The sequence below is a fragment of the Rathayibacter rathayi genome, assembly GCF_004011095.1.
GTDB lineage: Bacteria > Actinomycetota > Actinomycetes > Actinomycetales > Microbacteriaceae > Rathayibacter > Rathayibacter rathayi.
Window position 1 is genome coordinate 1,756,708 of sequence record NZ_CP028129.1, and the last position, 14,038, is coordinate 1,770,745.

A 14,038-nucleotide genomic window follows, 5' to 3' on the forward strand; every position below is an offset into this window, starting at 1 on the left:
CAACACATCGAACCCAGAGGAGACACCCGAAGTGTCCACCGACCTGTCAAGATCCGGACGGCCTTTTCGTCGACTACGTATCGAAATCGTGCTCGTGCTCGGACTCTCGCTCGGCGCCTCCGCGGTGTATTCGATCGTGTCGATCACGAACCGGCTGACCCGCCCCACGGCCCTCGGCGATCAGACGGCGACAATCAACGGCGCGCTCAGCGACCGTCCGGTCTTCGACCTCGTCTACCAGCTGCTCGCCCTCTTCTTCGACCTGGTGCCCGTCGCCCTCTGCGCGTTCCTGCTCTGGCAGAGCACGGGACGACCGCTCGGCCGCCTCGGCCTCGACCTGCGCCGACCCCTCGCGGACCTTCGCACCGGCACGATCCTGGCGGTGACGATCGGTGCTCCGGGCATTGGGCTCTATGTGCTCGGGCGGGCGCTGGGGATCACCGTGGCGGTCAACGCAGCGCCGGAGGACTGGCGGTGGTACACGGTTCCGGTGCTCGTGCTCTCCGCGATCCGGGCGGGAGTGCAGGAGGAAGTCATCGTGATCGGCTACCTCTACGCCCGCCTCGGCGATCTGGGCTGGGGGCGGTGGCAGATCCTGGTGACCAGCGCGCTGCTGCGGGGCAGCTACCACCTGTACCAGGGCATCGGCCCTTTCATCGGGAACGTGGTCATGGGGGTTGTCTTCGGCCTCTTCTACCAGCGCTTCGGGCGGACGCTGCCGCTGGTGATCGCCCACTCGATCATCGACATCGTCTCGTTCGTCGGGTACCCACTGGCGGTCGTGCTCTGGCCCGAGCTGTTTGCGCCGCCCGCTCGGTCTACGTGAGGCTGCGCCGTCCGAAACCGAGGTCAGCAAGCGCGAACGGGCTGCTCGATAGCCCGCAACACCGATCTGACCTCGGTGACGAACGTTCTCCAGGCCGGCGGATCGACCACAGGTGCCCCTTGCGCCGGACGAGGCCTCGGATCACCGCTTCAGTCTCGCTCCAGGAACCGACGATCTGACGCGTCGAGAGCCGGATGCAGAGGTACCCCTGCGCAGCCAGCTCGAGACTGCGCCGGTAGTCCTCCTCGAGCTGGTGGGAACCCGAGTGAAAAGCGCGGCCGTCCGGCTCGAACACGAGCCGCTCTCCGAGGATGACATCGACCCGTCCGACCCGCGGGACGGCCGCCTGCGACCGCACCCGGACCCGCAGCCGACGACCGCACCGGCGCACCCGCGTCTCAAGCCCAGACTGGGCCCCGGGCTCCACTTCATCGAAGACCCACCGCTTCGCCGCCGGAGCACGAGAGCGCAGTGCGAAGAGATCGTCGAGGTCGATAGCGCCGGAGTTCACAGCGCTGTCGAAGCTCATCAGGGCGTCCTCCCCATCGACGCAGGCGAGCAGATGGAGAAGCGAGGAACGCAGCCCGTCGAGCGAGGGCGTCTCGCTCCCGCACCCCTCCCACTCGCGCCAGTGCAGCAGGACGCCGTTCCCGCCCCGACGCTCGGACGAGTGGGGCGGGACGGCGACGTGGAGCTGTTCGGTGTCGAGGACCCAGAGGCCTCGGGAGGCGAGGGCTGACGCGCAGCTGAGCACGCCTCCCGCGGCGACGGCACGGCGCTCATCCAGCGCAACGCTCGGCAGGGCGAACCACCCTCGGCGCAGTCTCAGGACAGCACCGCACTCCACGGCGTCGCGAACCGTCCGCGCCGAAATCCCGGAGCGGAGGAGTTGCGCGGTCGTGGCGACCCCGCCGAGTCCTGCGAGCACCTCGACAACACGTTCCATGCCCCTCAGGTTCGCCGCTCACGCACCATCGCGAGCCCTCGGACGACCTGAGGAGGAATCCGGAGCCCGTCGGCAGCCTGTGGAGAACCGTTCGTGTTCGCAACCGAGGGTAAGAGTCGCGAGAAGGGACTGGAGGGCCGGTCTCGTCGTCTCACCCTCGGTTGCAAACCAACGCACAGGCGGATCAGGCGAAGGCCTCGATCGGCGGGCAGGCGCAGACGAGGTTGCGGTCGCCGTAGGCCTGGTCGATCCGGCGGACCGGCGGCCAGTACTTGCCGCGCACAAGCGAGCGGACCGGGTAGACGGCCTCCTCGCGGGTGTACGGGTGCGTCCACTCCTCGGCGACCAGGCACTCGGCGGTGTGCGGGGCGCCCCTCAGCGGATTGTCGTCCACCGGCCACTCCCCCGCGCCGACGCGGTCGGCCTCCGCTTTGATCCCGATCATCGCGTCGATAAAGCGGTCGATCTCGGCGAGGTCCTCGCTCTCGGTCGGCTCGACCATCAGGGTCCCCGCGACCGGGAAGCTCATGGTCGGCGCGTGGAAGCCGTAGTCGACGAGGCGCTTGGCGACGTCGTCCACGCTCACTCCTGTCGCCGCCGTCAGCGGGCGGATGTCGAGGATGCACTCGTGCGCGACCAGGCCGTTCTCGCCCGTGTAGAGCACCGGGTAGTGCTCGCGGAGGCGCGAAGCCACGTAATTGGCGGAGAGAACGGCGGCGCCGGTCGCGGCCCGCAGTCCCTCCTCTCCCATCATCCGGGCGTAGGCCCACGAGATCGGCAGGATGCCGGGGCTGCCGTAGGGCGCCGCCGACACCGGCGCGCCGCCGTGCACGATCCGCTCGCCCTGCTGCCCGACGCCGTGCTCGAGCCGCTGTGCGAGCGGGTGCCCGGGCAGGAACGGGGCGAGGTGCGCCTTGGCGGCGACGGGACCGACGCCGGGGCCGCCTCCGCCGTGCGGGATGCAGAAGGTCTTGTGCAGGTTAAGGTGCGAGACGTCGCCGCCGAAGTCGCCGAAGCGGGCGAAGCCGAGGAGGGCGTTGAGGTTCGCGCCGTCCACGTACACCTGGCCGCCGGCCTCGTGGACGAGGCGGCAGATCTCGGCGACCTCGTGCTCGTAGACGCCGTGCGTGGACGGATAGGTGATCATCAGCGCGGCGAGGGACCCCGTGTGCTCGGCGATCTTCGCGCGCAGGTCGTCAAGGTCGACGTTGCCGAACTCGTCGCACGCGACGACCACGACCCGCATGCCCGCGAGGACCGCACTCGCGGCGTTGGTGCCGTGCGCGCTGGAGGGGATCAGGCAGACGGTGCGGTCGGCGTCGCCGTTCGAGCGGTGCCAGCCGCGGATCGCCAGGAGGCCGGCGAGCTCGCCCTGCGAGCCGGCGTTGGGCTGGAGTGACACGGAGTCGTAGCCGGTGAGGTGGGCGAGCCATCCCTCCAGCTGGTCGATCAGCGCGAGCGAGCCCTGCACGTCGGCCTCGGGAGCGAACGGGTGCAGGCCGGCGAACTCGGGCCAGCTGACCGCCTCCATCTCGGTGGCGGCGTTGAGCTTCATGGTGCAGGAGCCGAGCGGGATCATGCCCCGGTCGAGGGCGTAGTCAGAGTCGGCGAGGCGCTTGAGGTAGCGCATCATCGACGTCTCGCTGCGGTGGCTGCTGAAGACGGGGTGCACAAGGAAGGGCGTCCGCCGGTCGAGCTCGACGGGGATGCTCCGCGCCGAACCGCCGAGGAAGCCGAACGACGAGTCCAACTGCCCGATGGCGGTCGCGACGGCGATCACCTCGAGGTCGGTGACCGTCTCGTCGACCGAGACCGCGACCGTGTCGGCGTCGACCAGCCGCACGTCGAAGCCGGCCTCGCGGGCGCGCGCGACCGCCGCCTCCGCCCCGCCCGGGACGACGACCGCGACGGTGTCGAAGAAGTCGGCGTGCCGGAGGGAGTGGCCGCGATCGAGGAGCAGGCGGGCGAGCAGCGCGGCCCGGCCGTGCACGCGCTCGGCGATCGCGGCGAGCCCGTCCGGCCCGTGGTAGACCGCGTACATCGCCGCCATCACGGCCAGGAGGACCTGAGCGGTGCACATGTTGGAGGTCGCCTTCTCGCGGCGGATGTGCTGCTCGCGGGCCTGCAGGGACAGGCGGTAGGCGGGGTGGCCGTCCGCGTCCTGGCTGACGCCGACGAGGCGGCCGGGCAGCTGGCGCTCGAGTCCCGTGCGGACGGCGAGGTATCCCGCGTGCGGTCCGCCGAAGCCCAGCGGGACGCCGAAACGCTGCGTCGTGCCGACCGCGACGTCGGCGCCGAGTTCGCCCGGCGAGCGGACGAGGGTGAGCGCGAGCAGGTCGGCGGCCACAACGGCCAGGCCGCCGTGCGCCTTGACCGCGGCGAGGACGGCCGACGGGTCCCACAGGTGGCCCGAGGCGCCCGGGTACTGCACGAGGGCGCCGAAGCACTCCGGCACCTCCTGCGCGGCGGTGCGCGAGAGCGGCAGCTCGACGATGCGGATGCCGACCGCTTCCGCCCGGCCGCGCAGGAGCGCGAGCGTCTGCGGGAGGGCGTCGGAGTCGACGACGAAGACAGTGGTGCGCGCCTTCGAGGCGCGGCGGGCCAGCAGCATCGCCTCGACGACGGCGGTGCCCTCGTCGAGCATCGACGCACCCGCGGTGTCGAGGCCGGTGAGGTCGGAGACCATCGTCTGGAAGGTGATCAGCGCCTCCAGGCGCCCTTGCGAGATCTCGGGCTGGTAGGGCGTGTAGGCCGTGTACCAGCTGGGGTTCTCGAGCACGTTCCGCTTGATCACGGCGGGGGTGTGCGTGCCGTAGTAGCCGAGACCGATCATCGGGCGGCGGACGGTGTTCCGCGCCGCGAGGGCGCGCAGCTCGGCGAGCGCCTCAGTCTCGGTGGCCGGAGCCGGCAGCACCCGAGCGAGGTCGCGGACCTGGATCGACTCGGGGACGGCCGCAGTGACGAGCGCCTCGACGGAGTCGTAGCCGAGGGCCGCGAGCATGGTGCGCTGGGCGTCGGCGTCGGTCCCGATGTGACGGGACTCGAAGGCGCCGGGGGTCCCGGTGGCCGCCATCTACTCGCCGACCAGCTCGGTGTAGGCCGCGGCGTCGAGCAGGCCGTCGGGCAGGGCCTCGAAGCGGATCCGGATCAGCCAGCCCTCGCCGAACGGGTCAGAGTTGACTAGTTCGGGGCTGTCGACGACGGCCGTGTTGGCCTCGAGGACCTCGCCGTCGACGGGCGCGAACAGCTCGCCCACCGACTTCGTTGACTCGATCTCGCCGACGACGCTGCCGCCCTCGACGCGGGAGCCTGCCTCGGGGAGTTCGACGAAGACGACGTCGCCCAGCTTGTCGGCCGCGTAGGCGGTGATGCCGACGGTCGCGGTGGCTCCGTCGATGCGGATCCACTCGTGGTCGGAGGTGTACTGCAGGTCGGAGGGCACAGCCATGTCAGTTCTTCTTTCTCGAGTAAAACGGGAGCTCGGTGACGGTCATCGCCAGGCGGGTGCCGCGGATGTCGACGGCGAGCGCCGTCCCGGGCTGGGCGGAAGCGGGAGCGACGTAGGCCATCGCGATCGGCACGCCGAGGGTTGGCGAGAGGACGCCGCTGGTGACCACTCCGACCTCGTCGTCGCCGGAGAGGACGGAGTAGCCGGCGCGGGCAGCCCGGCGGCCCTCGCCGACGAGCCCCACGAGCACGGGCGCCTCGCCGGAGGGACCCTCCTCGCTCGCGGCGCGGCCGACGAAGTCGATCGGCTTGCCGAGCGCGACGACGCGGCCGAGGCCGGCCTGCGCGGGCAAGACGTCGCGGGAGAGTTCGTGGCCGTACAGCGGCATGCCCGCCTCGAGGCGGAGCGTGTCGCGTGCGGCGAGGCCGACGGGGACGAGACCCGCTCCGGCCCCGGTCTCGGCGAGGGACTGCCAGAGCGCGGGAGCGGAGTCCGGCGCGACGTAGATCTCGAAGCCGTCCTCGCCGGTGTAGCCGGTGCGCGCGATCAGGATTGGGTGCGCCTCGAAGGTCGCGGGGACCGCGCGGTAGTAGCGCAGCTCGGCGAGCAGCCGCGCGGCGACGTCGGTGTCGAGCACCGACTCCGCTCCCCGCTCCGTCTCGACGGCCAGGCCCTGGACGTTCTGCAGGATCTCGAGCGAGCGCGGGCCCTGCAGGGCGATCAGCGCGACGTCGTCGCTCTCGTCGAACAGCTCGCACTCGAACATCGCGGTGCGGTCGCGCAGGGTCTCGACGACGATGTGCCGGTTGGCCGCGTTCGCGACGACCATGAAGCGGTCCTCGCCCGTGCGGTAGACGACCAGGTCGTCGATCACGCCGCCGGTGCGCTCCAGGAGGAGGGTGTACTTCGCGCGGCTGACGGCGACGGCCGAAAGGTCGCTCGCGAGGGCGTAGTCGAGGGCGTCCACCGCCTCCGGGCCGACGATGAGGATCTCGGCCATATGCGAGAGGTCGAAGAGTCCGGCGGCGGTGCGCACGGCGTGGTGCTCGGCGAGATCGCCGGAGTAGCGGACCGGCATCTGCCACCCCGCGAAGTCGGTGAACGACGCGCCGGCGGCGACGTGCACCTCGTGTAGGGGCGAGTAGCGGGCATCGGGGCTGATCGACGCGGTCGCCGGGGTCTCGGACATGAGTTCTCCAATTCGTCGCAGTGCTGGACTCGCGCCGCCGATGCGGCAGAGCACAGCAGTGCCGTGGGAACTCCCCCTCTGTCGTGGAGCCTGAGAGATTCGCGCCGCCCCGGAGGGTCGTCCGCTTTCACCGTGGGCGGATCCGAGCGGATCGCTTTCCAGAGTGGCCCGTTCGACGCGGTACAAGACCTGAGAGATTGGCGGGGAGGCTTGCTCCTTCGGTGCCGACCGGAGTCGGCTCTCCCGCGTCGCGTAATGCGGCCCGGTATTCGGTTGTGCAGTCAGCCTAGCGGGCGGGGCGGGTCTGGCTCGCGTCGCCGGTCGTGCTTGGTGTTCGGGTGGTGATGACACTAAGGTTGCTCCAGCACTTAGAGTCAGTGCGACTCTTAGTTGGGAGCCAGGAATGCCGGATGTGCAACTCGCCGTCTCGACGGTGATCTTCGCCCTGCGACCCCACCCCGAGACCGGCGCCAGCACCGTCTGGATGCCCGTGGTTCGCCGGATCCGGGAGCCGTTCGAGGGGCTCTGGGCGCTGCCCGGCGGACCGCTGCATCCGGACGAGGACCTCGCCGAATCCGCCCGCCGCACCCTCCGCGAGACCACCGGCCTCGCGCCGCGCTACCTCGAGCAGCTCTACGCCGTCGGCGGCACCGACCGCTCCCCGGGCGAGGACCGCGTCGTGTCGATCGTCTACTGGGCGCTCGTGCGCTCCGCCGAGGCCGATGAAGCGATCGTGGGAGAGAACGTCGCCTGGCTCTGCACCGACCTCCCGCTCGAGCTCGCCTTCGACCACGGCCTGATCATCGACTACGCCCTCTGGCGCCTGCGCAACAAGATGGAGTACTCCCGCATCGCGCACGCCTTCCTCGGCGACACGTTCACCCTGTCCCAGCTGCGGGAGGTCCACGAGGCCGTCCTGCAGAAGCCGCTCGACCCGGCCAACTTCCGCCGCACCATCGAGAGCACCGGGACTGTGGTGCCGACCGGGCAGCGACTGACGGGAACCCGTCACCGCCCCCCGCGCCTGTACCGCTACGACGAGTCGGCCGCGCTCGTCGACAACGGCCCCCTGCCCGTCTGAGCGCGCCGCGCCGCCACCCCACTGCCTCGCGAGGAGACCACCGTGACATCCGTCGACAGCACCATCCGGCTCATCGAGGGCGGATCCGCGCCCGGCGCCACCTGCGCACCCGAACTCGCCGAGGCCCCCTGGTCGTTCGACCTCGGCCTGCCCGCGTACGGCCCCGGCGCCTCCCAGGCCGACCCGATCCCCGCCGACGCGCCCGTGCAGGGCCGCCTGCCCGAGGAGTACCAGACTGCGAGCGCCGACGAACTGCACCACCGCATCCTGGCCGCGAAGGAGACGCTCGGCGAGCGGGTCGTCGTGCTCGGCCACTTCTACCAGCGCGACGAGGTGGTGCAGTACGCGGACTACGTGGGCGACTCGTTCCAACTGGCGAAGGCGGCGACCAGCCGACCGGACGCGGAGGCGATCGTCTTCTGCGGCGTGCACTTCATGGCGGAGACCGCCGACATCCTCTCGGGGCCGGAGCAGGCGGTGATCCTGCCGAATCTGGCGGCCGGCTGCTCGATGGCCGACATGGCCGACATCGACTCCGTCGAGGACGCCTGGGCCGAGCTGACCGAGCTCTACGGCGACGAGCCAGACGCGGACGGCCGCGTGCCGCTCGTTCCCGTGACGTACATGAACTCCTCCGCCGCACTGAAGGCGTTCTGCGGGCGCAACGGCGGCGTGGTCTGCACCTCCTCGAACGCGGCGACCGTGCTCGAGGACGTGTTCGCGCGCGGGCAACGGGTGCTGTTCTTCCCCGACCAGCACCTCGGCCGTAACACCGCGAAGGCGATGGGCGTGCCGCTGGAGCGGATGCCGATGTGGAACCCGCGCAAGCCCCAGGGCGGCTCCGACACGGCGACGCTCCTGGACGCGCAGGTCATCCTCTGGCACGGCTTCTGCTCGGTGCACAAGCGTTTCACGACGGCCCAGATCGCGAAGGCGCGCACCGAGCACCCGGGCGTGCGCGTGATCGTGCACCCGGAGTGCCCGATGGCGGTCGTGGACGCGGCCGACGAGTACGGCTCGACCGACTACATCGTGAAGGCGATCCAGGCGGCGCCCGCAGGCTCGACCTTCGCGATCGGCACCGAGATCAACCTGGTGCAGCGTCTCGCCGCGCAGTACCCGCAGCACACGATCTTCTGCCTCGACGACGTGGTCTGCCCATGCTCGACGATGTACCGCATCCATCCGGGATACCTCGCCTGGGTGCTGGAGGGCCTGGTCGCCGGGACCGTGCTCAACCGCATCGAGGTCGCCCAGTCGGTGCAGGCCGAGGCGCGGGTGGCGCTCGAGCGGATGCTCGCGGCGGTGCCGCCCGTCGGACCGGCACGCTGACATGGCGCGCGTCATCGTCGTCGGCAGCGGGATCGCCGGCCTGGTCACCGCCCTGACGGCCTGCCGCCACCACGAGGTGCTGCTCGTCACCAAGGGCGCGCTCCCGGAGTCGTCGACCCGGGCCGCGCAGGGCGGGATCGCCGCAGTCACCGGGCCTGGCGACTCCGTGGCGCTACACATGCAGGACACGCTCTCGGCCGGAGCGGGCCTCGCTGTGCGCTCGGCGGTGGAGGTGCTCTGCGCCGAGGGGCCGGCGGCGATCGCGGCGCTGCAGGAGTGGGGCGTCGGCTTCGACTGCGAGGGCGGCGAGCCGGCCCGCGGGCTCGAGAGCGCGCACTCGCGGCCGCGGATCCTACACGCGGGTGGCGACGCGACAGGTGCCGCGATCGAGGCGGCGCTGGTCGCGGCGGTGAGCAGCGCGGGCGTCAAGCTGCGCGAGCACACCGCGCTGGTCGACCTGGTGCGGGAGGGCGGCTCGGTGCGGGGCGTCGACGTCCTGCACGACGGGCTGCGGGAGCGCCTGGTCGCAGATGCGGTGGTGCTGGCCACCGGAGGCGCTGGGCAGCTGTACCGGCACACCACCAACCCCACCGTGGCGACCGGCGACGGGCTCGCCGCGGCGCTGCGGGCCGGAGCGGCGACGGCGGATCTGGAGTTCTACCAGTTCCACCCCACCACGCTCGCCCTGCCGGGCGGATTCCTCGTCTCGGAGGCGGTGCGCGGCGAGGGCGCGGTTCTCCGCGACGCGGCGGGCGAGCGGTTCCTGATCGGCGTGCACCCCGAGGCCGAGCTGGCGCCGCGCGACATCGTGGCACGGGCGATCGCCGAGCGGATGCGGCTCCAGGGCGGACTACCCGTGCACCTGGACGCGCGGGGTATCGACCGCGAGGTGCTGGCCCGCCGATTCCCGACGATCTCGGCCGTCTGCCGCGCGAACGGGCTCTCCCTCGCCGACGACCTGCTGCCCGTGACTCCGGCCGCGCACTACTGGATGGGCGGCATCGCCACCGACCTGGACGGACACACGAGCCTCCCCGGACTGCTCGCAGTCGGCGAGGTCGCCCGCACCGGTGTCCACGGCGCGAACCGACTGGCCTCGAACAGTCTGCTCGAGGGTGTCGTGTTCGCCCGGCGCGCGGCGGCAGCGCTCGACTCCCTTCCTTCTGTCTGCGCTCCAGTGGCCGCATCGACCGCCCTCGTCCCCGTCGCGCTGGAGCGCACCGCCCTGCAGGGCGCGATGTGGGCGGGAGCCGGCCTCGCCCGGGATGCGGCGGGCCTCGAGGCCGCGCGCGACGCCCTCGTCGCCTCCGCCTCACCCGCCCCGCTGGAGCTGCGGACCCTCGAGAACGCGAACCTGCTGGCCTGCGCCCTCGCACTGATCGACGCGGCGCTCGCGCGCACCGCCTCCGTCGGCGCTCACCACCGCACCGACTCCGCCGACCACCGCACCGACTCCGCCGACCTGCGGACCGACTCCGCCGACCCCGCGACGGCGAGCGCCGCCGCCCCCACCAGAGAGGCGGCCCTCCCGTGCTGACCCGCCAGAGCATTGACCGCGTCGTCCTCCTCGCCCTCGAGGAGGACGCGCCCTGGGGTGACCTGACCTCCGACACCCTGATCCCGCCGGACGCCACCGCGAGCGCTGCCGTCACCGCCCGCGAGCCCGGCGTCTTCAGCGGCGGCGCCGTACTCGTCGGCACGATGCGACAGGCCGACTCCCGGATCCGCTGCTCGGTGCTCGTCGAGGACGGTGCGGTCTTCGAGGCCGGGCAGACCCTCGCGAGGATCCAGGGGCCAGCTGCGGGAGTGCTCCGCGGCGAACGGGTCGCGCTCAACCTCGTGCAGCGGATGAGCGGCATCGCGAGCCTGACGGCGCAGTACGTCGCCGCCGTCGAGGGGACGCGCGCCCGCATCGTCGACACCCGCAAGACCACGCCGGGGCTGCGCGCGCTGGAGCGGCATGCGGTGCGCAGCGGAGGCGGCCGCAATCACCGCTTCTCGCTCTCGGACGCGGTCCTGGCGAAGGACAATCACCTCGCGGTGCTCGCCGCCCGCGGGATCGACCTGACCGCCGCACTGCGGGCGGCGCGCGCCTCGATCCCGCACACCGCGCACCTCGAGGTCGAGGTCGACCGGCTCGACCAGATCGAGCCAGCACTGGCGGGAGGGGCGGACACGATCATGCTCGACAACTTCACGCCCGAGCTCCTGCGGCAGGGCGTCGCGCTCATCGGCGGGCGCGCCGTGGTCGAGGCCAGCGGAGGCGTCGACCTCTCGACCGTGCGCGCGATCGCCCAGGCGGGGGTCGACGTGATCTCGGTCGGCGCGCTGACCCACAGCGTCCGCTCGCTCGACCTCGGCCTGGACATCGCGGTCGAGTGATCTACCTCGATCATGCGGCGACCTCGCCGGTGCGCCGCGAGGTGTTGGAGGCGATGTGGCCGTTCCTGACCCGGGAATACGGCAATCCGTCGAGTAGCCATGCGCTCGGAGATGCCGCTGCGCGCGCTCTGGAGTCGGCGCGCGGGCAGGTGGCCCGGTTCCTGGGCGGGCGGGCCTCCGAGACACTCTTCACCTCGGGCGGCACGGAGTCGATCAATACGGCAATCAAGGGTCTCGCGCTCGGAGCGCCGCGGGGCCGGCACCTGGTGCTCTCGGCGCTGGAGCACGAGGCGAGCGTCGAGTCAGCCGACTACCTGCGGCGGCTGCACGGATTCGAGGTGTCGGTGGCCCCCGTCGATGCCTCCGGCCTGCTCGATCTCGGGGCACTCGCCGCGCTGATCCGATCGGACACCGCGCTGGTGTCGATTCTCGCCGCGAGCAACGAGATCGGGACGGTGCAGGACGTGCCGGCGATCGCGACGCTCTGCCGTTCGCGGGGCGTGCCGCTGCATGTGGACGCTGTGCAAGCAGCGGGCTGGCTGGAGGTGGCGGGCTGGGGCGCCGACGCGGTCTCAGTCTCGGGGCACAAGCTCGGCGCGCCCAAGGGCGTGGGGGCGCTGCTGCTGCGCAGCCGCCTGCCGTTCGAGCCGCTGCTGCACGGCGGCGGCCAGGAGCGGGAGCGACGCTCAGGCACCGAGAACGTCGCCTTCGCGGTCGCGCTCGGCACTGCCGTGCGCCTGCTCGATCCGGAGCGCGCCAGCCGGGTCGCTGCGGTGCGCGACGCCTTCGCCCGACAGGTCGCCGCACTCGCACCGCGGGCCGTTCCGCTGGGCTCCGCAACACACCGACTCCCCTCGATCGCTGCGTTCGCCGTGCCAGGACGCAGCGGTGAGTCGACCCTCCTCGCGCTGGAGGAGCGCGGCGTGGTGGTCTCCAGCGGCTCGGCCTGCGCGGCCGGACGCGACGAGCCCTCGCCTGCGCTGCTCGCCCTGGGGCTCGCCCCCGAGCTCGCCCACACAGCCGTGCGGTTCAGCTTCGGCGAGGACGCCACGCTTGAGGAGGCGGAGACCGCCGCCTCCGCCTTCGCCGCGGTCCTCGCCTGAGCCCTTTCGCAGTCCTGGGCCCTTTCGCAGTCCTGAGCCCTTTCGCAGCGGATCCACGCCGATCGGGAATGTCGGAGGTGTCCGGCACTGTTTTCCCGTCCGTACCCCGCATCCGCGACCGCGAGTCGAGCCGTCGATGCGCCCCTTACGCCGATCCCCCTTACGCCGATCCCCCTCGCACCGATCCCCCCGACGACCGGAGAACACCTGTGACCGAGCGCAGCACCCTTCCCGCAACGCGGCCCGCCGCACCCGCCGCCGCCGCCACGACCCTCGAACCGCGCAGCCGCCTGGTGATCAGCCTCCTGCTGGTGTCGGCGTTCGTCGTGATCCTCAACGAGACGATCATGAGCGTGGCCCTGCCGGATCTCATGCGTGACTTCGGCGTCGAGGCGCACGTCGGCCAGTGGCTCTCGACCGCGTTCATGCTGACGATGGCCGTCGTCATCCCGATCACCGGATACCTGATCCAGCGGCTGCACACCCGCACGCTGTTCGCCGCCGCGATGATCCTGTTCAGCCTCGGCACGCTCACCGCCGCGCTCGCGCCGACCTTCGCCGTTCTCCTGGCCGCCCGTGTGGTGCAGGCCGGCGGTACGGCGATCATGATGCCGCTGCTGATGACGACCGTGATGACGCTGGTGCCACCGGCGATCCGCGGCCGAATGATGGGCAACATTTCGATCGTGATCTCGGTGGCGCCGGCCGTCGGACCGACGATCTCGGGCGTCATTCTCAACTTCCTCGGCTGGCGCTGGATGTTCTGGATCGTGCTGCCGATCGCGATCGGGGCGCTGCTGCTGGGTCTGCGGAAGGTCGAGAACGTTACGGAGCCGCGCGCCATCCCGATCGACTCGCTCTCGGTGGTCCTCTCGGTCTTCGGCTTCGGCGGTCTGGTCTACGGCCTGTCGAGCCTGGGCGAGGGCGGAGCAGCGGTCCTCGCGCCGTGGATCCCCTTCGTCGTCGCGGGGCTGGGCCTCGCGGGCTTCATCGCGCGCCAGCTGCTGCTCCAGCGCACCGATCGCGCCCTGCTCGATCTGCGCACCTTCTCCTCGGCGAACTTCACCATCGTGATCGCGATGATGGCCGTGAGCATGTCGGCACTGTTCGGCACGCTGATCCTGCTGCCCCTCTACACACAGAACGTGCTGGGGCTCACCCCGCTGGAGACCGGGCTACTGCTGCTCCCGGGCGGGCTGCTGATGGGTCTGCTCGCGCCGTTCGTCGGCCGCGGGTACGACCGCTTCGGGCCTCGAGTGCTGCTCGTGCCCGGGTCGATCGTGGTCGCCGGCGCGCTCTGGGGGTACACCCTGCTGGCGGCGGACTCGTCGCCCTGGTTCGTCCTCTTCCTGCACATGACCCTGAGCCTCGGGCTGGCCTTCGTCTTCACGCCGCTGTTCACGGCCGGGCTGGGCTCGGTCCGCCCCTCGCTTTACTCGCACGGCAGCGCGATCATCGGCACCGTGCAGCAGCTCGGCGGCGCGGCGGGCACGGCGCTGTTCGTCACCGTCCTCTCGATCCGCGCGGCGGAACTGGCGCAGGGCGGCGCCGACCAGGCGGCCGCCTACGCCGGCGGCATCCACTCCGCTTTCCTGTGGGGCGCCTCGATCGCGACCGTCGCGATCGTCGCCGCGTTCTTCGTCCGGCGTCCGGCCGAGTCGGACGCGCCGCTGCCGATGGCGCACTGAGCCGAGCGGCACGCCCCCGACTGTTCACCTGCGCGTCACCCCG

The 14,038-nt window shown here is 71.6% G+C and carries 11 protein-coding genes and 2 riboswitches; of the genes, 7 read left to right on the forward strand and 4 right to left on the reverse strand.

The window, feature by feature from the left end:
- Positions 1–31: 31 nt before the first annotated feature.
- A complete protein-coding gene (locus C1O28_RS08565) occupies positions 32–826 on the forward strand; it encodes a CPBP family intramembrane glutamic endopeptidase (RefSeq protein ID WP_097165616.1) in 795 nt (264 codons plus the stop codon).
- On the opposite strand, the gene C1O28_RS08570 is transcribed toward C1O28_RS08565, so the two are convergent.
- From C1O28_RS08570 to gcvT, 4 genes are all read right to left on the reverse strand, one after another.
- The gene (locus C1O28_RS08570; protein ID WP_097165615.1) at positions 819–1,772 is read right to left on the reverse strand and encodes a type IV toxin-antitoxin system AbiEi family antitoxin domain-containing protein; all 954 of its coding nucleotides are present in this window, start codon (positions 1,770–1,772) and stop codon (positions 819–821) included. The two genes, C1O28_RS08565 and C1O28_RS08570, sit on opposite strands and share 8 nt — an antisense overlap.
- Before the next feature lie 184 nt (positions 1,773–1,956).
- The gene (gene gcvP / locus C1O28_RS08575; protein ID WP_097165614.1) at positions 1,957–4,845 is read right to left on the reverse strand and encodes an aminomethyl-transferring glycine dehydrogenase; all 2,889 of its coding nucleotides are present in this window, start codon (positions 4,843–4,845) and stop codon (positions 1,957–1,959) included.
- A complete protein-coding gene (gcvH, locus tag C1O28_RS08580; protein ID WP_097165613.1) occupies positions 4,846–5,220 on the reverse strand; it encodes a glycine cleavage system protein GcvH in 375 nt (124 codons plus the stop codon).
- 1 nt (position 5,221) lies between these two features.
- Complete coding sequence (gene gcvT / locus C1O28_RS08585) at positions 5,222–6,409, reverse strand: glycine cleavage system aminomethyltransferase GcvT (protein ID WP_097165612.1); 1,188 nt, start codon at positions 6,407–6,409, stop codon at positions 5,222–5,224.
- Between the two features lie 68 nt (positions 6,410–6,477).
- A riboswitch (glycine riboswitch) is annotated at positions 6,478–6,577 on the reverse strand.
- A riboswitch (glycine riboswitch) is annotated at positions 6,578–6,665 on the reverse strand. It lies immediately after the preceding riboswitch.
- A 147-nt stretch (positions 6,666–6,812) separates the two neighbouring features.
- Between gcvT and C1O28_RS08590 the strand changes: the two genes are divergently transcribed.
- The 6 genes from C1O28_RS08590 (at position 6,813) to C1O28_RS08615 (ending at position 13,995) form a co-directional block, all read left to right on the forward strand.
- The gene (locus C1O28_RS08590) at positions 6,813–7,490 is read left to right on the forward strand and encodes an NUDIX hydrolase (RefSeq protein WP_097165611.1); all 678 of its coding nucleotides are present in this window, start codon (positions 6,813–6,815) and stop codon (positions 7,488–7,490) included.
- A 42-nt stretch (positions 7,491–7,532) separates the two neighbouring features.
- The gene (nadA, locus tag C1O28_RS08595; protein ID WP_097165610.1) at positions 7,533–8,822 is read left to right on the forward strand and encodes a quinolinate synthase NadA; all 1,290 of its coding nucleotides are present in this window, start codon (positions 7,533–7,535) and stop codon (positions 8,820–8,822) included.
- A gap of 1 nt (position 8,823) precedes the next feature.
- Positions 8,824–10,359 (forward strand): L-aspartate oxidase, encoded by a 1,536-nt coding sequence (gene nadB, locus C1O28_RS08600; protein ID WP_097165609.1) that lies wholly within the window; start codon positions 8,824–8,826, stop codon positions 10,357–10,359.
- The gene (gene nadC / locus C1O28_RS08605; protein WP_097165608.1) at positions 10,353–11,204 is read left to right on the forward strand and encodes a carboxylating nicotinate-nucleotide diphosphorylase; all 852 of its coding nucleotides are present in this window, start codon (positions 10,353–10,355) and stop codon (positions 11,202–11,204) included. Before nadB ends, nadC begins: the two co-directional genes overlap by 7 nt.
- Complete coding sequence (locus C1O28_RS08610) at positions 11,201–12,307, forward strand: cysteine desulfurase family protein (RefSeq protein ID WP_097165607.1); 1,107 nt, start codon at positions 11,201–11,203, stop codon at positions 12,305–12,307. Before nadC ends, C1O28_RS08610 begins: the two co-directional genes overlap by 4 nt.
- A gap of 209 nt (positions 12,308–12,516) precedes the next feature.
- Positions 12,517–13,995, forward strand: a complete 1,479-nt coding sequence (locus C1O28_RS08615; protein ID WP_243392009.1) for a DHA2 family efflux MFS transporter permease subunit — start codon at positions 12,517–12,519, stop codon at positions 13,993–13,995.
- Positions 13,996–14,038: the final 43 nt, after the last annotated feature.

Excerpts from the sequence above, each read along its gene's own strand:
- C1O28_RS08570 (WP_097165615.1), bottom strand. The coding sequence starts at position 1,772 with ATGGAACGTGTTGTCGAGGTGCTCGCAGGACTCGGCGGGGTCGCCACG.
- gcvP (WP_097165614.1), bottom strand. The coding sequence starts at position 4,845 with ATGGCGGCCACCGGGACCCCCGGCGCCTTCGAGTCCCGTCACATCGGG.
- gcvH (WP_097165613.1), bottom strand. The coding sequence starts at position 5,220 with ATGGCTGTGCCCTCCGACCTGCAGTACACCTCCGACCACGAGTGGATC.
- gcvT (WP_097165612.1), bottom strand. The coding sequence starts at position 6,409 with ATGTCCGAGACCCCGGCGACCGCGTCGATCAGCCCCGATGCCCGCTAC.
- C1O28_RS08590 (WP_097165611.1), top strand. The coding sequence starts at position 6,813 with ATGCCGGATGTGCAACTCGCCGTCTCGACGGTGATCTTCGCCCTGCGA.
- nadB (WP_097165609.1), top strand. The coding sequence starts at position 8,824 with ATGGCGCGCGTCATCGTCGTCGGCAGCGGGATCGCCGGCCTGGTCACC.